Consider the following 22,191-nt stretch of genomic DNA (forward strand, 5'->3'; position numbering starts at 1 on the left):
CCCGCGCCGGAGGACGGTCGCGGACCGGGCGGGTCCTGGCATGGCGCAGCTGGCCATCGCCTGGGTGCTCAGCAGGCCGGGGGCGAGTGCGGCGGTCATCGGGGCGGCACGGCCCGAGCAGAGCACACAGAATGCGCAGGCGTCCGGAGCCCGGCTCGGTGAGGACGTGTTGCGCGCGGTGGACGAGGTGCTCGACGGGCTGATCGATCGGGATCCGGCGAAGACGACACGGCTGATGACGGTCGAGACCGACTGGCAGGGGTGACGTCCGCTCAGCCCGTCGGGGCGGGTGGCTGCGGCGTCGCGTCGGCGGCCGTGCGGGCCAGGGCGCGGATGACGGGCGTGTGGCCGGTGGTGCGCCAGACCAGGGCCCAGTGGCAGTGCGGCGCGTCACGGATGGGCAGATACGCGATGGTGGGCCAGGGGTAGAAGCTGGCGGCCTCGGCCACCACCGCGCAGACCGTGTTCCCACCGGCGACGAGGGACATCTGCTCGTGCCAGCTCGACGCGGTGGGCCCACGCCGGATGGGACGCCCCGACGGTGTGCGCCGGGGATGGAAGGCCTCCTCCATGCCGGACGGGAGTGAGGGCGAGGCCAGGACGGTGCAGTCGCCCAGGTCCTCCAGGCAGACCGAGGAGCGGGCGGCGAGCGGATGTCCGGTGCTGACCATCAGGACCACGGGGGAGATGTGGGTGACGGGGCCGACGGTCAGATCGGCCTCGTCGACCGGCAGCCAGACCAGCGCCGCGTCCACCTCTCCGGCTCGCAACTCATCGAAGGGAGTGGTGGGTTGGATCTCGCGGTAGCGCAGCTCGACGGCGGGGTAGCGGGCCCGGAACGCATCGAGGACATGGCCGATCATCAGCGTCTCGGAGCCCATGACGCCCAGCGAAAGCGTGCCACACACCCCGCCCGCGGCGGTGGTCGCACTGTGGATCCCCTCCATGATCTGCTGGTAGCCGGAGGCCAGGTCGCGGTGGAGCTGCTCGCCGAGCGGCGTCAGCCGCACCGTGCGGGTGGTCCGCTCGAACAGCGGGGCGCCGATGCGCCGTTCCTGCTTCTTCACGGACTGGCTGACCCGGGCCGGGGTGACGTGCAGCCGCTCGGCGGTGCGCCCGAAGTGCAGCTCCTCGGCCAGGGCCAGGAAGATCTCGATGTCTCGCAACTCCACGCGTCCGCCCCCGGATTGTGAACCGCTCGGTTAACGAAACGGTACCGAGACGGCCGTTGATGGCCATAGGCCGGACGGCGGATTCTGAGGCTGCGCCGCGACACCGCGGAGGCAATCCGAGGGGAGTGGGACCGATGGCAGCACTCACGGGCAAGGCCGCGCTGGTCACCGGCGCGTCGCGGGGCATCGGGCGGGGCATCGCCCAGCGCCTGGCCGCCGACGGCGCCCTGGTGGCCGTGCACTACGGACGGGACGAGGGCGCTGCGAAGGAGACCGTGGCCGCGATCGAGGCCGCGGGTGGGCAGGCGTTCGCGGTGCGGGCCGAACTCGGCGTGCCCGGCGACGCGGACACCCTCGTCGAGGCGGTCGTGACGGGGCTTCAGGAACGTACGGGAACCGACCGACTCGACATCCTGGTGAACAACGCGGCCGTCGACGAAGGCGGCGACGGTGAGACACCCGAAGCCTTCGACCGCCTGTTCGCGGTGAACGTCAGGGCGCCGTACTTCCTCATCCGGCGCGCGCTCCAACTGATGGGCGAGGGCGGCCGGATCATCAACATCGGCTCCGGCGTGACCCGCATCTCGGTCCCGGGCGAGCTGGCGTACTCGATGTCCAAGGCGGCCCTGGCCACGCTGGGCCGCAACCTCGCCAACGAGGTCGGCCCGCGCGGGATCACCATCAACACGGTCGAACCCGGCACCGTCCACACCGACCGCACCGCCTGGCTGTTCAGCCATCCGCAGGCGCAGCAGATGGTCACCGACAGCCAGGCGATCGAACGCGTGGGTGTCCCGGCCGACATCGCGGGGGTCGTCGCCTTCCTCGCCTCCCCTGACAGCGGCTTCGTCACCGCGAACACCATCGACGCCAGCGGTGGCACGTATCTGGGCCCCAAGAACCTCGGCTGACCGGGGTGATGGGGTGCCGTGTCCACGGCTACTCGTCCACCCCTGGCCTTGCCGGCGGTACGGGCGGGCCTCGACATCCACCGTGACATCGAAACGATGCACACATCGTTTCGATGTGAGACTCTGGGGTCATGCTCGAACTCGCGATCCTCGGTTTCCTCGCCGAAGGCCCTCTGCCCGGTCACGAGCTGCGCCGCCGCATCACGCACCTGACCGGCTACAGCCGTCCGGTCAGCGACGGCACCCTCTACCCGGCGATCAACCGGCTGACGAAGGCCGGGCTGATCGAACGGCGCCCGGCCCCCGAGGCCGGGGGTGGCCGGTACGTGCTGAACCTGACGACGGCAGGACGCGAGGACATGCTGCGGCGGCTGCGGGAACCGGCCGAGCACGAGATCACCGACTTCTCCCGCTGGTTCGTGATCCTGGCGTTCCTCTCGCTGCTGCCCGACCGGGCCGAGCAGCACGCCGTGCTGCGCCGCCGCCTGGACTTCCTGGAGGCACCGGCCAGCTTCTTCTACGACGGCGACACGCCGCTTCGCGCCGAGCAGGCCGGCGACCCGTACCGGCGCGGCATGCTGCTCACCGCCCGTGCCACCAGCCGCGCCGAACGCGCCTGGCTCCACGAGGTCCTGGACGGCGACGGCACCCGAGCGGCGGACGAGCAGTCCCGCCCACAGCCCCACACCCGTGACCGGAAGGACTGAACATGCTGGCGTCCTGGTACGACAAGCAGGGCCCGGCCGCCGAGGTGCTCCAGCTCGGTGAGCTGCCCGACCCCACCCCCGGCCCCGGTGAGGTACGTGTCCGCGTCACCGTCTCCGGCGCCAATCCCGGCGACACCAAGAAGCGACGCGGCTGGACCGGCTCGGCCATGCCCTGTCCGCGGGTGATCCCGCACAGCGACGCCGCCGGCACCATCGACGCCGTCGGCGACGGCGTCGACGTGCGCCGCGTCGGGCAGCGCGTGTGGGTGTACGGCGCCCAGTCCTACCGCCCCTTCGGTACCGCCGCCCAGTACACCGTCGTCCCCGGCGACCTCGCCGTCCCGCTGCCCGACCACCTCTCCGACGACCTCGGCGCGAGCCTGGGCATCCCCGGCATCACCGCACACCGCACCGTCTTCGCCGACGGCCCCGTCGACGGCAGACTCGTCCTGGTCAACGGCGTCCTGGGCGGCGTCGGCTCGCTGGCCGCCCAGCTCGCCCACTGGGGTGGGGCCACCGTCATCGGCACCGTGCGGCACTCCGCCGATCTGGACCGGATCGATCCCGTGGTCGTCTCCCACCCTGTCGCCCTGGACTGCGGCGACCCTGCAGCCGCGATCCGCGCCCACGCACCCGGCGGCGTGGACCGGATCATCGAGGTCGCCCTGTCCGACAACGCCGACCTGGACGACGCCGTCGCCGCCAACGGCGCCGTCATCGCCGCGTACGCCACCCGCGACGACCGTACCGAGATCCCGTTCTGGACGTTGCTGTTCAACAACGTCACCCTGCGCCTGCTCGGCAGCGACGACTTCCCCGCCGAGGCCAGACGACAGGCCGCCCGCGACCTCACCGCCGCGGCCGCCGTCGGCGCCCTCACCGTCGATGTCGGCGCCCGCTTCCCACTCGCCGACATCGCCAAGGCCCACGACCGCATCGACGCCGGAGGTCGCGGCCGGGTCCTGCTCGACATCCCTCAGTAGAGGAACTCCGGCAGGACCTCGATGGACAGCACCTGATGAGCGGCCTCGACCGCCGCGTCGACTCCTTTCTGCGGTTCCAGGCCCGCGTGTGCTGCCCGGCCGTGCACCACGACCTCGTACCGCGAAGTCCCCTTGCGGGCGGTCTTGAGCGCACCCTGCTCGTCTGCGGACGCCTCCAGTACGAAAGCGGCCCTGCCCGCCCGCGCGGCTTCCTCGATCAGCTCTCGGGGGGGGCGCGGAGCCGATCTCCTCGTCCCCGGTGACCAGTACGCACACCCCGTCCGGGGAGGACAGAGAGGCCGGCGCGTGGAGCATCTGCACCAGGCCCGCCTTCATGTCCAGGACCCCGGGGCCGCGGGCGATCCCGTCCGTCACCGACCAGGGGTGGTTGTGGAGCGAGCCCATGGCCCAGACCGTGTCGTGGTGTCCCACCAGGAGGACCCGTGGGGTGCCGAAGATCCACCGCAGATGGGTCACTCCGTCGATCGCGATGGTCTCCGGCTCGGTCCCCAGCAGCATCGTCCCGAGGGCGCCGACCACCTCGGTGCTGCGCGCCACCGCCGCGTGGTCGGCTGAGTAGGACTCGCAGAGCACGAGTTTCTCCGGTTCGGCCAGCATCGCCGGCAATGAGAGCGCGGGCCCCCGGCTCACCGGTCCCGCTCCGTTCGGACTTCTGGTCGCAGCGACACATTTCCCCCTCGGCTCTCGTGGGCCATGGGTGCGCTGCGCGGCACGGGCGGCCGGGGCGCTCGATACACCCTCGAAGTCGAAACCCTGCGACCGGACTTCGCCCAGGCACTGGTCACCGGGGAGGCCATCGAGGCGATGCTGGTTACGGAGACGAAGGAGTGGTCGATCCAGGGACGGGACGTCCTCACCGTGCTCAGGGACCAGCCGGGAGACGGCGGTCCGTACGTAATCGACCGAGCCTGTTGTCGCCTGACGGTGTCGGAGCGGGTGGGGTCCGAGCTGTTGTTGTTCGGTCCGGAGTGCGTGTTTCCTGCGCCCGGTCAACGGGGGTCATGGCCCCCGGTTGACCGGGCCCAGGACGATCCGCTGACCACCAGTCGCTTAGGCTGGTTTCCTCGTCGCCGGTAAGGAGGCGCAGGCTGCGGCAGCGTGTGCTTGCCGTCCGTCCGAGGGAGGCGTTCGCGTGGCAGTTGCCGGAGGCCGGTCGACGAAGCGGCTCCAGCGGGGAACCCTTTCCCAGAGGCTCATCGTGGCGACCGCGCTGCGGATCCTCGACGAGGACGGGCCGGACGCGCTGACCTTCCAGCGACTCGGCAAGGAGCTGTCCTCCTCCGCGACCGCGGTCTACCGGCACTTCGCGAGTCGCGACCACCTCATGGTCGCCGTCGCGGACGAGCTCGACAGGATCTCTCTCGAGGGGTACGAGCCGCACGAGTCGTGGACCGAGTCGCTGCGGGACCTGGCGATCCGTGCCTGGAACACCGCGCTGGACCACCCGGCGGCCGCCGCGCTCTGCATGGGGAGAGTCACCCGGGGCGTGCACGAGTTGCGCGCCGTAGACGCCGTCCTGGAAGCGTTCCACCGCGGCGGCTGGCGCGGCCGTGCGGCCGTCCTGCACTACCAGGCGTTCTCGAACTTCATCCTCGCCATGGCGAGCAACAACGCCTGGCGGCTCGTCAACCAGCAGTTCGGCGCCGAGGTGAACTGGGTGCAGGAATACCAGCCGGCGGATCCTGACGCGTACCCCTACGCCGAGGCGGCGAAGGAGCACCTGCGCAGCATCGACATGACCGACGTCTTCCACCGGCAGATGGACATCCTCCTCGTGGCCCTCGAGGCGGAGGCGGCGACGCTTCCGCGCGACTGACACGCGTCAGTCCTCGCGGCCACCGCCCAGCGGCGTTCTCGCGGCCGAAATCGGCGGCAGGACTGGCGCGCGCAAAGATAGTTAACGCTATTGACTACGTCGTTCACTTGGCGGCATCCTCTCCACCAAGTGCTCCACGGCTCGCTGCCAGGCGGCGTCCACCGAGCGCCGCGCGCACCGCCTCCACCCCCGAACTGCTCGCGCTCGTCCCGCCGGTTCCTGAGACCTCCGCAGAGCGCGACATCCCTCTCCAGGAGCACTCATGCGCCAGACCCGTACCAGCGCGGTCCCTGTGACCGCTGCCGTCGCCCTGACGGCCGTACTCGCCGGCTGTACCACCACGGGATCGACGGCCGGAGACCCCCGCGGCGGCGACGCCGCCACGGCGACGAAGATCCGCACGACGATCGACGTGCCGGCCGGCTTCGACCCGGCCAAGGCTCTGTCCCTGCCGGACTACCAGCTCGCCCGGGACAGTTACGACACCCTCGTGCGCAAGGACGACGGCGGGCTCGTCGGCGGGCTCGCCGGCAAGTGGACGAACACGCCGACCTCGGCCACGTTCACTCTGCGCGCCGACGCGACCTGCGCCGACGGGACGCCGATCACGCCGACGGTCGTCAAGGCGTCCCTCGACCGCTACATCGACCCGAAGACGGCGGCGCCCGATCTCCCCACGGTCTTCGGCCCCGGCAACAAGGTGAAAGTGACCGCCGACGACGCGGCGCGGACGGTGAAGGTCACGCTCGCCAGGCCGTGGGGCGACATGGTCACCGGTCTGTCGGTCGCGAGCACGGGCATCGTCTGCCCGGCCGGACTCAAGGACCTCAAGGCCCTTGCCGCCGGTAAGGCCAAGGGCTCCCAGTCCGGCCCGTACCTTCTTGAGAAGTCCCAGTCCGGTGTCTCGTACTCCTACCGGCTTCGCCCCGAGTACAAGGCATGGCCGGCCTGGCGCACGAAGATCCCCGGCAAGGTCGCCACGACGCTGGAGTACCTGGTCTCGCCCGACCCGACGGCGACCGGCAACCTCGTGACCAGCGGCCAGCTCGACATCGGCAAGATCGACGCCTCCGGCATCCCGCGCTTCGACGGCGTGGGCGGCAACAGCGTGAGCATCAGCCGGTTCTCCGACTTCTACCTGCTCTTCAACGAACGTCCCGGCACGGTCTTCGCGGACGCCGCCACCCGCCGGGCGGTCGCCCAGGCCGTCGACCGCGCCGCCTTCACCAAGGTCGTCTCGAAGGACACGGGTGAGCCGTCGACGATGTTCGTGCAGAAGGGCATCCCCTGCAACGACCCCGGCACCTCCTTCCTCGTACCGACGGACAAAGCCGCGGCGGCCTCCGTGCTCAAGGGCAAGAAGATCCGCCTCGTCGGCCCCCAGGTCGTCGGGCCCGCCGGCGCCGGAAACCAGTACATCCAGGAGGCGCTGCGGGCCGCGGGCGCGGACGTCACCCTCGCCAACGTCGACGTCGGGGCCTGGGTCGGGACCGTGTTCGGCAAGCCCGATGCCTGGGACCTCACGGTCTTCGCCGACCTCAACTTCCTCGGCAGCCTCGCGGGCCCGCTCGCCCACTTCGTCGGCCCGACCGTCCCCGAAGGCGGCGGCAACCTCGGCGCGGTGAAGAACCCCGTGCTGAACAAGGCCTTCGCCCAGGGCGCCGAGGCGACGACCGACAAGGCCCGCTGCGCCGCCTACCAGAAGGCCGCCAAGGCCCTGATCTCGCAGGTGGACGCGGTGCCACTGGTCAACGACCCGTTCATCTACGCGCTGCGCAAGGGATTCAGCGCACGAATGCTCGGCGGCTCGCTCGACGACCCCATCCTGCGCATCACCGGCTGACCGGTAGGCCGCGCGCACGCGGCGGAGACCCGCGCGGCCGGGCCCGACGGTCCGGCACGGAGATTCCCCGCGCGGTTCCGGCGCCCCGCACCCGAGACGACCCTTGCACCTCTCCGACAGGAGTCCCCTGGTGATCGACCCATTCAGCACCGCACAGCAGATCGCCGACCTCGTGCGCACGAAAGAGGTCAGCCCGGTGGAGGTGGCCGAGACCTACCTCGACCGCATCGAGCGGATCAATCCCGCCGTCAACGCCGTCGTCTGGCTCGACGCCGACGCCGTGCGCGCGGCGGCCGTCCGGGCCGAGCGGGCGGTGCTGAGCGGCGATCCGCTCGGCCCGCTGCACGGGGTCCCCGTCCCCATCAAGGACCTCAACTCCGTCGCGGGACAACCCAACACGATGTCCTCACTGGCCATCCGGGACACCCCGAGGACGGTCACGGACCCCGACGTCCAGCTCCTCCTCGATGCCGGCGCGATTCCCCTCGGCCGGACGAACTCGCCGGAGTTCGGCGCTCTGACCGTCTCCGAGAACGCCCGGCACGGCAAGACACGCAACCCGTGGAACCCGGCGCACACCTCCGGCGGGTCGAGCGGCGGCGCCTCGGCGGCCGTCGCGGCCGGGCTCGCCCCGGTGGCACACGCCTCCGACGGCGGCGGATCGATCCGGGTCCCGGCGTCCGTCACCGGCCTCGTGGGCCTCAAACCGAGCCGGGGACGCGTGCCCGCGCTCGTCCGGGGCTGGGAACACTCGACGACCGAAGGCGCGATCACCCGCACTGTGCGCGACGCGGCCCTCATGCTCGACGTCATGGGCCGTGCCGACCGGCTCGCCTGGTACAGCGCGCCCGAACCGGGCCGCCCGTACATCGAGGAGGTCGGTGCCGATCCCGGGCGGCTGCGGATCGGCCTGCTCCTCGACGCGCCGACCGGGCTGCCGGTCGACGAGGAGTGCCGCACGGCGGCGCTGACGGCCGCGCAGGCACTGCGCGACCTGGGACACGACGTCGTCGAGGCCCGCCCGAAGATGTTCTCGTACGAGGCGATCATGGGCTTCACCTGGACGATCATCAGTGCCTCCACCTACGCCATCGAGGTCGACGATCCCGACGCCGTGGACCCCTATATCCGGCGCCGCCGGGAAACCGCCCTTGAGGTCACCGCGGGCGACTACGCCAGGACGGCGGCGCGCCTGCAGGCCGAGTCACGCGAGGTGGTCGCCCAGTGGGGCCGGGACTTCGACGTCCTCCTCACTCCGACCACTGCGGTCGTGGCGCCACCGGTCGGCCCCGTGTACGACGAGGCGAACTCCGACCCGGACGGCCCGCGGGCCACCGAGACCCGGATGGTCTCGTTCACCGCGTTCGTCAACATCGCCGGGCTGCCCGCCATCTCGCTGCCCGTCCACACGACCGCGGACGGACTGCCGGTAGGTGCGCAGCTCGTCGGCGCGCCCTACGACGAGGCGACGTTGCTGCGACTCTCGGCCCAGCTCGAACCGCGGTTCCGCTGGCACGAGCGGCATCCGGACGACGCGGCACTCGCGGCGGCGGCGCTGTGAGCGCCGGGTCCGCGGTCCCGACCGGGCCGCCGCCTGCCGCACCCGTCCGGCGCGTTCCTCGGCTGCGGCTGGGCGGAGGCTGGGCCGGGTTCGCCGTCCGCCGGGCGGGCGGGCTGCTGATGTCCATGCTGCTGCTCGTCCTCGTGACGTTCCTCATCGTGCCCCTGCTGCCCGGGGACCCGGCCCGCGCGATCGCCGGCACCAACTCGTCCCCGGCCACGCTCGCGGCGATACGCGAACGACTCGGCCTCGACGAGCCGCTGGCGACGCGGTTCGTCCACTACCTCGGCGACATCGCGTCCGGACGGCTCGGCACCTCGTTCCGGTTCGACACCCCGGTCTCGGACATCGTCGCGACCCGGCTGCCGTACACCGTCCAGCTCGTCATCCCAGCCGTCCTGCTCTCCCTGGTCATCGCCGTCCCGCTGGGCATGGCCGTCGGTGTCCTCACCCGTGACGGACGCCGCCGCCGGCTCGGCGTCGGCTTCGGCACGGTCGCCGGGCTCCTCGCGTCGGCGCCGGTCTACGTCGTCGCGACCCTCCTCATCGTGCTGTTCTCGATCAGCCTCGGGCTGCTGCCGTCCGGCGGCGCCACGACACCGAGCGCGCTCGTCCTCCCGATCGCCGCGCTCTGCATCGGCCCCGCCTTCGCCATCGCCCGGGTCGTCCGGCAGGAGACGGCCTCGGTGCTCGCCCAGGACTACATGAGGACCGCCCGCGGCCACCGCCTGGGATCCGTGCGTCTCCACCTCCGCCACGCCCTGCCCAACCTCGTGACGAGCGTCCTCACCCTGAGCGGTCTCGTCCTTACGTCCCTGTTCGGCGGGACGATCATCCTGGAGAACGTCTTCACCTACCCGGGGCTCGGCACCGAGGTCGTCCAGGCGATCATCTACAAGGACTATCCGGTGATCCAGGGCGTCATCCTCGTCGTCGGCATGCTCGCCCTCCTCGTCAACCTCCTCGTCGACGTCGTCCTCGGGATCGTCGACCCCCGCACGCTCGAGGGAGGTCGTCGTGGCCACTGAAGCGACCGTGCGCCGATGGCTCCGCAACCCGTCGCTGCTGTCCGGCGCCGTGATCCTCGGACTGCTCCTCGTCGTGGCCCTCGTGGCCCCGCCGCTGCTGCGCGGTTCCGCCGAGACCCTCACCGACAACGCCCGGCTGGGGCCCGGTGCCGGGCATTTCCTCGGCACCGACGCCTTCGGCCGTGACGTCCTCGCCCGGGCGCTCGTCGCGACCCGGCTCACCCTGCTCATGGCCGCCGCCGCCACCGCCGCCTCGTTCGTCGTCGGCGTCGCGATCGGCGCTCTGGTCCACCTGGCCCCCGGCTGGCTGCGCGAGACCTGTCTGCGGCTCATCGACTCGGCGGTGGCCTTCCCCTCGCTCGTGCTCGCCCTCGTCATCGCGGCGGTGCTCGGACCGGGCACGGTGTCCGCGATCGTCGCGATCGCCGTCGCCGGCGTCCCCGGGTTCGCGCGGCTGACGGCGAATCTCGCCGCGACCGTCGCGGACAAGGACTACGTGCTCACCGCGCGTCTGCTCGGCGTTCCCGGCCTGCGCATCCTGGGCCGGCATGTCCTGCCGAACATCAGCGGGCCGCTGCTGGTGCTCCTCAGTTCGAGCTTCACTCTGTCCCTGCTCGACATCAGCAGCCTGTCGTTCGTCGGCCTCGGTGTGCAGAACCCGCAGTACGACTGGGGCCGACTCCTCAACGAGGCGCTGCCGTCGATCTTCGCCCAGCCCTCGGTCGTCCTCGCTCCGTCGATCATGCTCATCGTCACCGGTGTGGGAGCCATGCTCCTCGGAGACGGCGTGGCCTCGCTCGTCGACCCGCGAACCCGCGTCACAGCGCCCACACCGAGCGGGACGGCGGACGCGGCGGGACCGGTCGGCCCGGCACAGAAGCCTCGGGCGCTTCAGGCGTCGGGGGATGCGGGGGCAGCGGCCGGCACGCAACCGGACGGCCTGCTGAGCGTCGCCGGGCTGACCGTGCGGGCCGGTGACCGGACACTCGTCGACGATGTGTCGTTCACCATCGGGGCCGGCCAGATCGTCGGCCTCGTCGGGGAGTCGGGCTCGGGCAAGTCCACCATCGCCATGGCGGTCGCGGGCCTGCTCCCCGAGGGCGTGCGGGCGAACGCCTCGCGCCTTGCCCTCGGCGACCTCGACCTGCTCGGAACACCGCCGCAGCGACGCCTCGCGACCGAGATCGGCATCGTCTACCAGGACCCGATCGGCACGTTCAACCCCGCGCTGAGGCTCGGCACCCAGCTCACCGAGGTGGCCAGGACGCATCTGCGTACCCCCCGGCGCCGGGCCGCGCAGGACATGGTCCGCGCCCTGGCCGACATCCACGTCACCGAGCCGGAGCGGCGGCTGCGCCAGCACCCGCACGAGCTGAGCGGTGGCATGCTCCAGCGCGCCTCGATCGCCTCCGCGATGACGACGAACCCACGGCTCCTCATCGCCGACGAACCGACGACGGCACTCGACGTCACCGTCCAGGCGGAGGTGCTGCGGCAGTTCCGGCGCATCAACCGCGAGCACGACACGGCGATGCTGTTCATCTCGCACGACATCGGCGTGGTCGGCGTGCTCTGCGACACCGTCCTGGTGCTCCACGGCGGCCGGGTCGTCGACCGGACGACGGGCGGCGACCTGCGCCGGGGGACGGTCACCCACCCGTACACCCGCGCGCTGCTCGCGGCGACGCCCGCCGCGGTCGAGGCCGGCGGGGCCCTCAACGCCGTCCGGTGGACGGCCGACGCGCATGCGGCGCAGCCGAGCGGGGCGCCGTCGGACGACCTTTCCGACAAAGCCGCGGACCGCCCCCCGGCCGCGGAAGGGAGCCGCTGATGTCCGCCACCGCCACCACACCGGACCCGCAGACGGCCGCCCCGCTGCTGCGCGTCGAGGACCTCACCGTCGACCTCGGCCACGGCGCCGCGGCCCGCAGGGTGCTCAAGGGAGTCTCGTTCGACATTCCCCGGGGCAGCACCCTCGCACTCGTCGGAGAGTCAGGGTCGGGCAAGACGACGCTCGCGCGGACACTCGTCGGTGTCCACAGGCCGTCGAGCGGCCGGATCCTCGTGGACGGCGCCCCGCTTCGCACCTCGCGCGGACGGGCGGGAGCCGCGACGGTCCAGATGATTCCGCAGGACCCGTACTCCTCGTTCGACCCGCGGCGCACCGTCGCGCAGTCGCTCGCCGAGGCACTCGATCCGGTCCGGGCCAGGGTCAGACCGGCCCGGACCCGGATCGCCGAACTGCTCAGCCAGGTGAGCCTCGACCCGGACACCATGGACCGCTACCCGCACGAGTTCTCCGGCGGCCAACGGCAGCGGCTGGCGATCGCCCGGGCCCTCGCACCGCGTCCCCGGTTCGTCATCGCCGACGAGATCACCTCGGCCCTCGACCTGACGACCCAGGCCGAGATCCTCAACCTGCTCGCCGATCTGCGCCGCCGGCTCTCGCTGACGATGCTGTTCATCTCACACGACCTGGCCGTCGTCCGGCATGTCAGCGACATGGTCGCGGTCCTGCTGCACGGGGACCTAGTCGAACTCGGCCCGACCGGAGCCACCTTCGCCGAGCCGAACCACCCGTACACCGCTCAACTCCTCGCGTCCGTCCCGGGCGACCCGAGGTTCCGCCTCGACGACGAGCCCGCCATGACGTGAACCGACCGGACACGATGCGGTCTCCAGCCCGCCGACCGGCCCATGCCGGTCGGCGGGCCGTGCGGCGCTGTGGGCCCGGACCTCGCCGCCGCAATTTCCAGTACGGCACGCGTCGCTCGATTCCATCGTATCTACACTTGAATCGAGCACATGAATCCGGCATCGTGCTTGAAACAAGCGCAACGCCTGCCGTTCACGCAGGAGAGGGAGATGCTGCATGGACGACATCGACCGGGCCATCCTGCGGGAGCTGCAGGTCGACGGCCGGATCCCGTACGCCGATCTGGGGCCGAAGGTGGGGTTGTCACCTTCGGCCGCGAGGCTCCGGCTGCAGCGGCTCATCGACGCCAAGGCGGTCCAGGTCGTCGGAGTGACCGACCCGATGACCATGGGCCAGCAGACGATGGCACTCCTGGGCCTGCGCATCGACGGCGATTCCCGGGCCGTCGCCGATGAACTGTCCCGGCACGACGAAGTCGTGTACACGGTCCTGACGGCCGGCGGCTTCGACCTGTTCGCGGAAGTGGTGTGCCCTCAGCCCCGGGATCTTCTGGACTTCATCAACGACGTCGTGCGGCCCGTCGAGGGTGTCGCATCCGTGGAGAACTTCCCCTACTTCGCGATTCACACGCACCGCTTCTTGTGGCACGTCGACTGAGGTATCCGAGCGTCCGAGCCCTGTCTGCCCGCACCAGCCGAGGAACCTGCATGCTGCCCGACGAGTACCGCACGATCGACTTCTTCACCGAGGACGCCCTGCCCGTGCCCCGCATGGCGCCGGCCGAGGCTGAGCTCATCGCTGCCGAACACCTCGGCATCACCGCTCGCGCGCAGGCGCTGGGCAGCCAGCAGGACGCCAACTTCCTGCTGCACGCCGACGACGGGACGCCCGCGGCGATTCTGAAGATCGCCAACCCCGCTTTCGGCACGGTGGAGATCGAAGCCCAGGACGCGGCAGCCGACCTGATCGCCTCGGCCTGCCCGGAACTGCGCATCGCCACGGTCCTGCGCCGCCCTGACGGCTCCCCGCGGCGCACGACCGTGGACACCGAGAACGGTCCGGCCTCCGCGCGCCTGCTGCGCCACCTGCCCGGCGGCACGCTCTCGGGACCACGGCATCTGTCCTCCGGCACCGTGGCGGGCATGGGCACGATCGCCGGAAAGGTCAGCACCGCCCTGCGCGACTTCCGGCACCCGGGCCTCGACCGCGTGCTCCAGTGGGACCCGCAGCACGCCGACCGCGTCGTCGCCAAGCTCGCCGGGCACATCGACGAAACCGACCGGCGCACCGCCGTCCAGACCGCGACCGCGGAGGCCTGGGCACATGTCCAGAAGCTCGCCGCCGCGCTGCCGTTGCAGGCCGTGCATCTGGACCTCACCGACGACAATCTGATCCGCTGTCCCGACAGCCGTCCGCCCATGCCGGACGGGGTCATCGACTTCGGTGACGTGACCACGAGCTGGGCGGTCGGCGAACTCGCCGTGTCACTGTCCTCGATGCTCCACCACGACGGTGTGGAGCCTCACCATGTGCTGCCGGCCGTCCGCGCCTTCCACGCCGTTCGGCCGCTCTCCGCCGAGGAAGCCGAGGCGGTGTGGCCGCTCGTGGTCCTGCGTGCCGCCGTCCTGGTGGTCAGCGGGCGGCACCAGGCCGCCGTCGACGAGGACAACGGCTACGCCAAGGCCGCGCTCGACCGTGAATGGCGCATCTTCGAACAGGCCACCTCGCTGCCCCTGCCGGTGATGATCCGCCTCGTCAGGGACGCGACCGGCATGGCCGACACGCCTGCCCGGACCGCGCAGGCCGATGCTCCGGCGTGCCCTCTCCTGCGGGACCTCGTCGCCGACGACATCACCCTCCTCGATCTGTCCACCGACGCCGATTCCTGGGACCACGGAGCCTGGATGGACGCCGGTACCGAGGCCCGGCTGGTGACCTCCGCGCTCGCGGACGGAGCGGCCGCCGTCGCCACCCGGTACGCCCAGGCGCGCCTGACTCGGACACCGGCGCTGTCGGCGGTGTCCACCGCCACCGTGCCCACCGGAATCGACCTCTGGCTCGGCCGGGATGCCGTGGTGCAGGCGCCCGCCGCGGGGAAGGTCCTCGCCGCGGCGCCGGGCCACGTGGAACTCACCCACGGTGCGCAGGTGCTGTCGCTGTCCTTCCCCGGCGCGATCCAGCCGGTGGTCATCACCGGTGCCACGGTGCAGGCGGGCGAGGACATCGCCCACCTCGGCTCCGGTGCCTCGGTCGGCGTTGCGCTGCGCGACGCCGACGGCCCCGCCGCCCCGCGCCTGGTCCGTCCCGAGTACGCCGCCGGCTGGCTCTCGCTCACCGCCGACCCCGCCCCGCTCCTCGGCCTCCCGGCCGACTCCGACCGTACGCGCGACAGGGGCCTCCTCGACCGGCGTGACGCCGCGTTCGCCACCGTGCAGGAGCACTACTACGCCAACCCTCCGCGTATCGAACGTGGTTGGCGCCACCATCTGCTGTCCACCGACGGCCGGTCGTACCTGGACATCGTCAACAACGTCACCCCGTTGGGCCACGCCCACCCCCGTGTCGAGCAGGCGGTCTCCCGGCAGTTGCGGCGGCTCAACACCAACTCGCGCTTCCACTACGCCTCCGTGGTGGAGTTCACCGAGCGCCTCGCCGCCCTCCTCCCCGACCCTCTGGACACGGTGTTCCTCGTCAACTCCGGTTCGGAGGCGGTGGATCTGGGCCTTCGCCTGGCCATCGGGGCCTCCGGCCGGCCCGACGTCGTCGCGCTGCGCGAGGCGTACCACGGCTGGACGTACGCCTCCGACGCGGTCTCCACCTCGCTCCAGGACAACCCCAACGCCCTGGCCACCCGACCGAGTTGGGTGCACACCGTGGACTCGCCCAACTCCTACCGCGGCCGCCACCGCGGGCCGGATGCCGTGCGCTACGCACCCGAGGCCGTCGCGGTGATCGACGAACTGGCCGCTGCCGGCCGCCCGGCGGGAGCATTCATCGGCGAGACCTTCTACGGCAACGCCGGAGGAGTCGCCCTTCCCGACGGCTATCTCGCCCAGGTGTACGCGGCGGTACGGCGTCACGGCGGCCTGGCCGTCGCCGACGAGGTCCAGGTCGGATACGGCCGCCTGGGGCACTGGTTCTGGGGTTTCGAGCAGCAGCAGGTCGTCCCCGACATCATCTGTGTCGCCAAGGCCATGGGCAACGGACACCCCCTCGGCGCCGTCATCACGTCCAGGGCGGTCGCGGACCGGTACCGCGACCAGGGCTACTTCTTCTCCTCCACCGGCGGCAGCCCCGTCTCCAGCATCGTGGGCCTCACCGTCCTGGACACCCTGCGCGACGAAGACCTCCAGGGCAACGCCGCGCGCGTCGGCGGCCATCTGAAAAGCCGGCTCGAGGCACTGGCCGACCGCTACGGCATCATCGGCGCCGTCCACGGCTCGGGCCTCTACCTCGGCCTCGAACTCGTCCGGGACCGCGCCGGCCTGGAACCCGCCACAGAAGAGACCGCCGAACTCTGCGACCGCATGCTCGACCTCGGCGTGATCGTCCAGCCCACCGGGGACCACCTCAACATCCTCAAGATCAAGCCACCGCTGTGCATCGACACCACCGCAGCCGACTTCTTCGCCGACATGCTCGACCTGGCCCTCACCCAACTCGGCCACTCCCGCTGACGCCACACATCCGGAGCACGGGGGCCCGGCGGCGTGTACGGCATCTGCCCGAGCCGACGCACTTCTCACCGTCATGGCGTTGCCGATGGAGCTTCACGCACGCTCGGGGCAGCCGTAGCACAGGATGCCGAGGTCGAACCCGGCATAAGGTGTGAAAACTGCGAAACTCGTCCCGTGGCGTCGAGTGCGGAGGGATGCGGTGGACCTGGAGACTGTCGCGGACGAGCTGTACGGACTGAAGCCGGAGGACTTCACCGCTGCCCGCGAAGCGCGTGCGTCCGAGGCCCGCAGGGCCGGTGACCGCACCCTCGCCGGGGAGATCAGCAAGCTGCGCCGTCCCAGTCTGTCGGCCTGGGCAAGCAACCTCCTCGTCCGTGAACAGCCGGAGGAGACCGACGCACTGCTGCGTCTCGGCGAAGGCCTGCGCCAGGCGCACCGTGACCTGGACGGAGCGCAGCTCCGGGAACTCAGCCGTCAGCAGCACGCCCTGATCAACGCGCTGTCGCGGCAGGCCCGCCAGCTGGCCTCTCAGGCCGGACACCCGGTCGGCGAGGCTGTCCAGCGCGAGGTCGGGGCCATGCTGCATGCCGTACTCGCCGACCCCGACGCCGCTCGTCAATGGGCCGGCGGACGGCTGGTCAGAGCCTTCGACCAGACCGTCGGCTTTCCGGCGGCCGCCGCCGGCGCGCGACCGCGTCCTGGCGACGCTGCTGCGCGCGAGTCGACGCCGGCCCGGCCCGCGAGAGACCGCAGCAGCGCCGGCGAAGAGCAGCGCAGGCGGCTCGAGCAGGCCCGGCAGCAGGCCGACGACGCCGAACGCGACCTCACCGCCCGCAAGGAGGAGGCCGCGGCCGCAGACCGGCAGGCGCAGGACACGCAGGCACACGCCCACGAACTCGAGCAGCGCCTGGCCGAGCTGACTGACGAGATCAAGCGGCTGGAGAGCGACCACCATCAGGCCGAGTCGGCCGCGCGACAGGCACGTGAGCAGGCCCGCGCCGCCGACCGGCAGGTCAAGGAAGCCCGCCGCCGCGCCGAATCCACTGCCGCCCAGGTCAAGCGCCTGAGCGGGCCGGCGCGGGGCGCACACAGGGCAAGAAGCGAGAGGTGAGGTGAGCGGTGATGGCGCGACCCGCCTGGAGCGGAGCTGGCGATCTCCCCTATGTGCCTCGACCGCCATCACCTTCGCCGGAGTCGAGAACGCCTTCCTGCTCTCGGGAGCCGCCGTTGTCGTCCTGGCCGTGACCGCCACGCTCACCCTCGCGTGGGTCGGCGCACGGCTGCCCGCTCAGGAGCCCTTCGTCACGGCCGACGGCACGGCAAGCGTCGCGGCTGTGCGCAGGTCAGCTCAGGACGCTGTTGGCCGCACCCTGACAACGAGCATGTTGGGGCCATCATCAAGGTGGTGCCCATCAGGCGTTCTCGACCACTTGGAGGCCTCTAAGCCTTGCTTGGTGCGGCCGACCTGGCGGCCTGCTCGATCTTCGCGCAGTAGGCTGCACGGGCTTCCTCGTCGACCCGCTGCTCGTTTTCGGCGCGCACCCCGGTCCGGCCGTCGAGGCCCTCGCGCAGGATATCGGCGTGCCCGGCATGCCGGATATTCTCGCCGAGGACATGCACCATGACGGCGAACAGGTTCGTGTTGGGATAAGGCTCCGGCCACCACGGCACGTGGCCGGGGGCGTCGAGGGGAAGCTCGTTGATCGTCGCGTCCGAGTGTTCCCACGTGCGCCGGTAGAACCCGATGATCTGATCGCGGCTCTCGTCCTCGGTCGCCCACAGATCGCTGCCGTTGGAGTGGTCCTGCCACCGGGGCAGGGGTTCCGGGGAAGGGCGGTCGAAGACCTCGCCGAAGTACCTGGCCTCGACGGTGGCCACGTGTTTGACCAGGCCGAGGAGGTTGGTCCCGGTCGCTGTCAGAGGCCGGCGGGCGTCGTATTCGGACAAGCCGTCGAGTTTCCAGAGCAGCGCCTCGCGGTCCCGCCGCAGTCTCCCGTGCAGGTTGTCCTTCGCGAACTCATCGATCATGCGGCATGAGCCTGCCATGGGCTGCTCGTGGTCTCAAGATCCCGTACGTGGTCCGCAACGACTGGCAGAGTCGGTCGCCGTCGACCTCACCGCCGTCCGCCCCATGCGCCCCAACCAGCGCATGTCGGACCATCCTTCGGGCAGTCCGATCCGCACCGCGCAGGAGGAGTTCAACCGGACCTACTGCGGCATGCTCCACCGGCTGGACCAGGCATTCAACGGCAGCCCGCAGATGCTCGGGGCCGCGATCGGCATGATGTACGCGCTCAAGGCGCAGGCCCAGCGCCTGCTGGAGATGCCCGACGGCGAGGGCACGACAGCCGGCCCCACCTTCGAGTACGTCGCCCCCGAGGTACGAGGGTGAGCGGCTACGCGCGCCTCCGGTCACGGCGACTCGCTCAGCAACCGCCCGGCGTCGCTGACGTACCTGGTCGCCTATCGTCCACACATGGACTCCGCTGCTTCACCCCGCGTCCTCGTCATCGGGCTCGATCCGTATCGGGTGCCCGGGCCGTGGGATCCCGAGCCGGTGGTCAAGGCGATCGAGGCGGGACTGGCCAAGTTCGCCGAACACGGCGTGGACGTGGAGACCTGCCTGATCGGCCTGGACGGAAGTGACGACGTGGAAGCGGTCGTCGGGGATGCGCTGCGAGCCCACCCGTGGGAGTGCGTCACCATCGGCGGTGGCCTGCGGCACTCGGACGATCAGGTTGAACTCCTCGAGCAGGTGATCAATCTGGTTCGGCGGCACGCCCCCGATGCGGCCATCGCGTTCAACAGCACGCCCGCCACTACTTACGAGGCCGCTGCCCGTTGGCTCGAGTGACGACTGCACCAGCGCCAAGGGCGGCGAGCCCAGCCCCGGCCGATCTGCAGCTCAGCCCCGCCCGACCTGCAGCTCCGCCCACCGGCTGGTCCCGGCCGAGTGCACGTATACGCCGCACCGGGTCGCGAGTGCGGTGACGATGGCGAGGCCGCGGCCGTGCTCGTCCGGGTCGAGGGCGGAGGCGGACAGCCCTGTCGTACTCACCGGCCCCATGTCGGTCACCTCGACGCGTACGGCTCTGCACCTGTCCACCTCGCTCCGTGAGAGGGCCAGCGTCGCCGGGGGCAGGGCGTGGACGATGGCGTTGGTGAGCAGTTCCGAGGCCACCAGTAGTACGTCTTCGGTGAAGTCCGTGGCCAGGTTCCAGCCGGTGAGGATCTTCCGTATGCGGTGGCGTGCGGCCGAGACGGCCCCCGGCGCGTGCGGCAGCGGAAAGACGTGTTCGGCTTCCCCGCGGGGCGCGGCGTCGAGCTGCGCTGCTGTCATGTGTCCTCCTCGGGGAAACGTCGGGGGCAGCAGTCCGGGCGTGATGCACGTTAAGGAGGGAAATACCGGCGGTCAATGAACATCGGTCGGCATTACCGAACGACAGTCCCAAACCGGAAAAACTCGGACTACCATCGCTTCATGGCCGGCCCAGTCCAGTCCATAGAGCGAGCGGCGGCGATCCTGCGCCTGCTAGCCGGCGGATCCCGTCGGATGGGACTGGGCGAGGTTGCGTCCTCGCTGGGTCTGGCCAAGGGCACCGCCCACGGAATCCTGCGCACCCTGCAACATGTGGACTTCGTTGAGCAGGACCCGGCGACCGGAAAGTACCAGCTCGGGGCGGCTCTGCTGCACCTCGGCACCAGCTATCTCGACGTCAACGAACTGCGTTCGCGCTCCATCAACTGGGCCGACGCCCTGGCCGCCCGCAGCGGGGAGGCCGTACGTCTGGGCACGCCCCTGGAGGGGAGAGTGCTCGTCATCCACCATGTCTTCCGGCCGGACGACACCCTCCAGACCCTGGACGTCGGTGCTCTGCTGCCCTTGCACGCCTCCTCGCTGGGCAAGGTTCTGCTGGCCTTCGGGGCCACGCCCCTCGACGCGATGCTGGAGGCCGCACCGGAGTCGTACACCCGGCACACCCTGGTCCACCCGGAGGAGCTCAACCGGGCGCTGGCCGAGATACGGGATCTCGGCTGGGGCGCCGAGGTGCAGGAATTGAGCATGGGCGAAGCCGGCATCGCCGCGCCGATCCGGGGGCAGGGCGGTCTGGTGGTGGGTGCGATCGGGGTGTCCGGCGCCGTCGAGCGGATCTGCGACACCAAAGGCCGGCCTCAGCCGGCCCTGATCACCGTGCTCAGGGAGGCGGCACGTGCGATCTCCAGAGACCTGGGCGCGGCCCGCTGGTAGGTCCCCAGCACCTCCGCGACACATCGGAAGGCAGGGCCGATCATGGTTGAGCGGTATGTGATGTCCATCGACCAGGGCACCACCTCCACGCGATGCATCCTGTTCGACCACAGCGGACGGCTGGTGTCGGTCGCCCAGCGGGAGCACCAGCAGTACTTCCCCCGGCCGGGCTGGGTCGAGCACGACGCCGTCGAGATCTGGCGCAATCTCCAGCGTGTGGTCCCCGAGGCGCTGTCCAACGCCGGCGTCGACGCGGGACAGATCTCGGCCATGGGGATCGCCAATCAGCGCGAGACGACGGTGCTCTGGGACCCGCGGACCGGGGCCCCGCTGGTCAGGGCCATCGTCTGGCAGGACACCCGTACCGCCCCGCTCGTCGAGGAGCTGAGGAAGCAGCCCGGGGACGAGTTCTTCCTCGAACACTGCTGCCTGCCCCCTTCGACGTACTTCTCCGCACCCCGCATCCGCTGGCTGTTCGACCATGTCGACGGGCTGGAGCAGCGCGCCCGGGACGGCGAGGTGCTGTTCGGCACGGTGGAGAGCTGGCTGATCTGGAATCTCACCGGTGGCCCGGACGGCGGCCTGCACATCACCGACGCCACCAACGCCAGCCGCACCATGCTCATGGACATCCGGACGCTGACCTGGGACGACGCCCTGATGGACTTCTTCGGCGTGCCGCGCTCGATGCTCCCGGAGATCCGCTCCTCGGCGGAACGCTACGGCGAGGCCCGCTCGCTTCTGCCGGGCGTGCCCATCACGGCCGCCCTCGGCGACCAGCAGGCGGCCCTGTTCGGGCAGACCTGCTTCTCGCCCGGCGAGGCGAAGTGCACGTACGGGACCGGCAGCTTCCTGGTGATGAACACCGGCACCGACCTCGTGCGCTCCCAGCACGGGCTTCTCACCACCGTCGCGTACAAGATCGCGGACCAGCCCACGGTCTACGCGCTGGAGGGCCCGATGGCCGTCACGGGCTCGCTGGTCCAGTGGTTCCGCGACCGGCTGGGCCTGATCCACAGCGCACCCGAGATCGAGACGCTGGCCCGCACCGTCGAGGACAACGGCGGCTGCTACATCGTCCCCGCCTTCTCTGGTCTGTTCGCGCCCCACTGGCGCAGCGACGCCCGCGGGGTCATCGTCGGCCTCACCTCGTACATCACCAAGGGGCACCTGGCCCGGGCCGTCCTGGAGGCCACCGGCTGGCAGACCCGCGAGGTCGTCGACGCCATGAACGCGGACTCCGCGCTCGCCCTGAAGCAGCTCAAGGTGGACGGCGGCATGACCTCCGACCATCTGCTCATGCAGATCCTGGCCGACGTGCTCGACGTTCCCGTCGTACGGCCCCTGGTCCACGAGACGGTGTCGCTGGGCGCCGCCTACGCGGCGGGGCTCGCGGCCGGCTACTGGCCGGACCTGCAGGTACTGCGTCGCAACTGGCACATGGCCGCCCAGTGGCTGCCGGACATGGATCCCGGACGGCGGGAGTGGGAGTACGCCTGCTGGAAGCGGGCCGTCGAGCGGTCCCTGGGGTGGATCCAGCCGCCGAAGCGGTCGTGACGTGCCGGTG

At 71.0% G+C, this 22,191-nt stretch carries 19 protein-coding genes and 2 pseudogenes; 17 read left to right on the forward strand and 4 right to left on the reverse strand.

Annotated features, from left to right (window positions below; translation table 11 throughout):
• Window positions 1-10 precede the first annotated feature (10 nt).
• Window positions 11-265: pseudogene (locus EDD92_RS40510) on the forward strand (aldo/keto reductase); the annotation flags it as partial.
• Window positions 266-272: 7 nt separating this feature from the next.
• Here EDD92_RS40510 and EDD92_RS40515 read toward each other — a convergent pair.
• Window positions 273-1,172 (reverse strand): LysR family transcriptional regulator, encoded by a 900-nt coding sequence (locus tag EDD92_RS40515; protein ID WP_123968888.1) that lies wholly within the window; start codon window positions 1,170-1,172, stop codon window positions 273-275.
• Between the two features lie 134 nt (window positions 1,173-1,306).
• Here EDD92_RS40515 and EDD92_RS40520 point away from each other — a divergent pair, with 134 nt between their 5' ends.
• The 3 genes from EDD92_RS40520 to EDD92_RS40530 all read left to right on the forward strand — a co-directional run bounded on the left by EDD92_RS40520 (window position 1,307) and on the right by EDD92_RS40530 (window position 3,773).
• Entirely contained in the window at window positions 1,307-2,083 is a 777-nt protein-coding gene (locus EDD92_RS40520; RefSeq protein WP_123968889.1) for an SDR family NAD(P)-dependent oxidoreductase, read from the forward strand.
• Between the two features lie 131 nt (window positions 2,084-2,214).
• Complete coding sequence (locus EDD92_RS40525) at window positions 2,215-2,790, forward strand: PadR family transcriptional regulator (RefSeq protein WP_123968890.1); 576 nt, start codon at window positions 2,215-2,217, stop codon at window positions 2,788-2,790.
• A 2-nt stretch (window positions 2,791-2,792) separates the two neighbouring features.
• Window positions 2,793-3,773, forward strand: a complete 981-nt coding sequence (locus EDD92_RS40530) for an NADPH:quinone reductase (RefSeq protein WP_123968891.1) — start codon at window positions 2,793-2,795, stop codon at window positions 3,771-3,773.
• Between the two features lie 20 nt (window positions 3,774-3,793).
• On the opposite strand, the pseudogene EDD92_RS40535 reads toward EDD92_RS40530, so the two are convergent.
• Window positions 3,794-4,391: pseudogene (locus EDD92_RS40535) on the reverse strand (M20/M25/M40 family metallo-hydrolase); the annotation flags it as partial.
• 535 nt (window positions 4,392-4,926) lie between these two features.
• Here EDD92_RS40535 and EDD92_RS40540 point away from each other — a divergent pair.
• The 9 genes from EDD92_RS40540 to EDD92_RS40580 all read left to right on the forward strand — a co-directional run bounded on the left by EDD92_RS40540 (window position 4,927) and on the right by EDD92_RS40580 (window position 17,486).
• Window positions 4,927-5,610, forward strand: coding sequence for a TetR/AcrR family transcriptional regulator (locus EDD92_RS40540; protein ID WP_260327119.1), 684 nt, complete (start codon window positions 4,927-4,929; stop codon window positions 5,608-5,610).
• Window positions 5,611-5,872: 262 nt separating this feature from the next.
• Window positions 5,873-7,453, forward strand: coding sequence for an ABC transporter substrate-binding protein (locus tag EDD92_RS40545; protein WP_123968892.1), 1,581 nt, complete (start codon window positions 5,873-5,875; stop codon window positions 7,451-7,453).
• 130 nt (window positions 7,454-7,583) lie between these two features.
• On the forward strand, window positions 7,584-9,014 hold the full coding sequence (locus EDD92_RS40550) for an amidase (RefSeq protein ID WP_123968893.1): 1,431 nt from the start codon (window positions 7,584-7,586) through the stop codon (window positions 9,012-9,014).
• Window positions 9,011-10,042: an ABC transporter permease gene (locus EDD92_RS40555; protein ID WP_123968894.1), complete on the forward strand. Its 1,032-nt coding sequence runs from the start codon at window positions 9,011-9,013 to the stop codon at window positions 10,040-10,042. The genes EDD92_RS40550 and EDD92_RS40555 overlap by 4 nt, the downstream gene beginning before the upstream one ends.
• Window positions 10,032-11,873, forward strand: a complete 1,842-nt coding sequence (locus EDD92_RS40560) for an ATP-binding cassette domain-containing protein (protein ID WP_123968895.1) — start codon at window positions 10,032-10,034, stop codon at window positions 11,871-11,873. Before EDD92_RS40555 ends, EDD92_RS40560 begins: the two co-directional genes overlap by 11 nt.
• Window positions 11,873-12,697, forward strand: coding sequence for an ABC transporter ATP-binding protein (locus EDD92_RS40565; protein WP_123968896.1), 825 nt, complete (start codon window positions 11,873-11,875; stop codon window positions 12,695-12,697). Before EDD92_RS40560 ends, EDD92_RS40565 begins: the two co-directional genes overlap by 1 nt.
• A gap of 217 nt (window positions 12,698-12,914) precedes the next feature.
• Window positions 12,915-13,355: an Lrp/AsnC family transcriptional regulator gene (locus tag EDD92_RS40570; protein WP_123968897.1), complete on the forward strand. Its 441-nt coding sequence runs from the start codon at window positions 12,915-12,917 to the stop codon at window positions 13,353-13,355.
• Window positions 13,356-13,405: 50 nt separating this feature from the next.
• Window positions 13,406-16,375: an aminotransferase gene (locus EDD92_RS40575; RefSeq protein ID WP_123968898.1), complete on the forward strand. Its 2,970-nt coding sequence runs from the start codon at window positions 13,406-13,408 to the stop codon at window positions 16,373-16,375.
• Window positions 16,376-16,574: 199 nt separating this feature from the next.
• A complete protein-coding gene (locus tag EDD92_RS40580) occupies window positions 16,575-17,486 on the forward strand; it encodes a hypothetical protein (protein WP_123968899.1) in 912 nt (303 codons plus the stop codon).
• A gap of 329 nt (window positions 17,487-17,815) precedes the next feature.
• Here EDD92_RS40580 and EDD92_RS40590 read toward each other — a convergent pair whose 3' ends face one another.
• Window positions 17,816-18,403: a DinB family protein gene (locus tag EDD92_RS40590; RefSeq protein ID WP_123968900.1), complete on the reverse strand. Its 588-nt coding sequence runs from the start codon at window positions 18,401-18,403 to the stop codon at window positions 17,816-17,818.
• On the opposite strand from EDD92_RS40590, the gene EDD92_RS40595 reads away from it, so the two are divergent.
• On the forward strand, window positions 18,402-18,767 hold the full coding sequence (locus EDD92_RS40595) for a hypothetical protein (RefSeq protein WP_185124280.1): 366 nt from the start codon (window positions 18,402-18,404) through the stop codon (window positions 18,765-18,767). The genes EDD92_RS40590 and EDD92_RS40595 overlap by 2 nt on opposite strands.
• Window positions 18,768-18,851: 84 nt before the next feature.
• Window positions 18,852-19,229, forward strand: coding sequence for a hypothetical protein (locus EDD92_RS40600; protein ID WP_123968901.1), 378 nt, complete (start codon window positions 18,852-18,854; stop codon window positions 19,227-19,229).
• Between the two features lie 51 nt (window positions 19,230-19,280).
• Here the strand turns inward: EDD92_RS40600 and EDD92_RS40605 are convergent, their stop codons facing one another.
• Complete coding sequence (locus EDD92_RS40605; RefSeq protein ID WP_123968902.1) at window positions 19,281-19,715, reverse strand: ATP-binding protein; 435 nt, start codon at window positions 19,713-19,715, stop codon at window positions 19,281-19,283.
• Between the two features lie 141 nt (window positions 19,716-19,856).
• On the opposite strand from EDD92_RS40605, the gene EDD92_RS40610 reads away from it, so the two are divergent.
• Window positions 19,857-20,624 (forward strand): IclR family transcriptional regulator, encoded by a 768-nt coding sequence (locus EDD92_RS40610; protein ID WP_123968903.1) that lies wholly within the window; start codon window positions 19,857-19,859, stop codon window positions 20,622-20,624.
• Between the two features lie 42 nt (window positions 20,625-20,666).
• Window positions 20,667-22,181 (forward strand): glycerol kinase GlpK, encoded by a 1,515-nt coding sequence (gene glpK, locus EDD92_RS40615; RefSeq protein ID WP_123968904.1) that lies wholly within the window; start codon window positions 20,667-20,669, stop codon window positions 22,179-22,181.
• Window positions 22,182-22,191 lie beyond the last annotated feature (10 nt).

Source organism: Streptomyces sp. TLI_185, from assembly GCF_003814765.1.
In the GTDB taxonomy this organism is placed as follows: domain Bacteria; phylum Actinomycetota; class Actinomycetes; order Streptomycetales; family Streptomycetaceae; genus Streptomyces.

Excerpts from the sequence above, each read along its gene's own strand:
- EDD92_RS40520 (WP_123968889.1), top strand. The coding sequence starts at position 1,307 with ATGGCAGCACTCACGGGCAAGGCCGCGCTGGTCACCGGCGCGTCGCGG.
- EDD92_RS40525 (WP_123968890.1), top strand. The coding sequence starts at position 2,215 with ATGCTCGAACTCGCGATCCTCGGTTTCCTCGCCGAAGGCCCTCTGCCC.
- EDD92_RS40530 (WP_123968891.1), top strand. The coding sequence starts at position 2,793 with ATGCTGGCGTCCTGGTACGACAAGCAGGGCCCGGCCGCCGAGGTGCTC.
- EDD92_RS40545 (WP_123968892.1), top strand. The coding sequence starts at position 5,873 with ATGCGCCAGACCCGTACCAGCGCGGTCCCTGTGACCGCTGCCGTCGCC.
- EDD92_RS40565 (WP_123968896.1), top strand. The coding sequence starts at position 11,873 with ATGTCCGCCACCGCCACCACACCGGACCCGCAGACGGCCGCCCCGCTG.
- EDD92_RS40570 (WP_123968897.1), top strand. The coding sequence starts at position 12,915 with ATGGACGACATCGACCGGGCCATCCTGCGGGAGCTGCAGGTCGACGGC.
- EDD92_RS40575 (WP_123968898.1), top strand. The coding sequence starts at position 13,406 with ATGCTGCCCGACGAGTACCGCACGATCGACTTCTTCACCGAGGACGCC.
- EDD92_RS40595 (WP_185124280.1), top strand. The coding sequence starts at position 18,402 with ATGCGGCATGAGCCTGCCATGGGCTGCTCGTGGTCTCAAGATCCCGTA.
- EDD92_RS40590 (WP_123968900.1), bottom strand. The coding sequence starts at position 18,403 with ATGATCGATGAGTTCGCGAAGGACAACCTGCACGGGAGACTGCGGCGG.
- EDD92_RS40600 (WP_123968901.1), top strand. The coding sequence starts at position 18,852 with ATGGACTCCGCTGCTTCACCCCGCGTCCTCGTCATCGGGCTCGATCCG.
- EDD92_RS40605 (WP_123968902.1), bottom strand. The coding sequence starts at position 19,715 with ATGACAGCAGCGCAGCTCGACGCCGCGCCCCGCGGGGAAGCCGAACAC.
- EDD92_RS40610 (WP_123968903.1), top strand. The coding sequence starts at position 19,857 with ATGGCCGGCCCAGTCCAGTCCATAGAGCGAGCGGCGGCGATCCTGCGC.
- glpK (WP_123968904.1), top strand. The coding sequence starts at position 20,667 with ATGGTTGAGCGGTATGTGATGTCCATCGACCAGGGCACCACCTCCACG.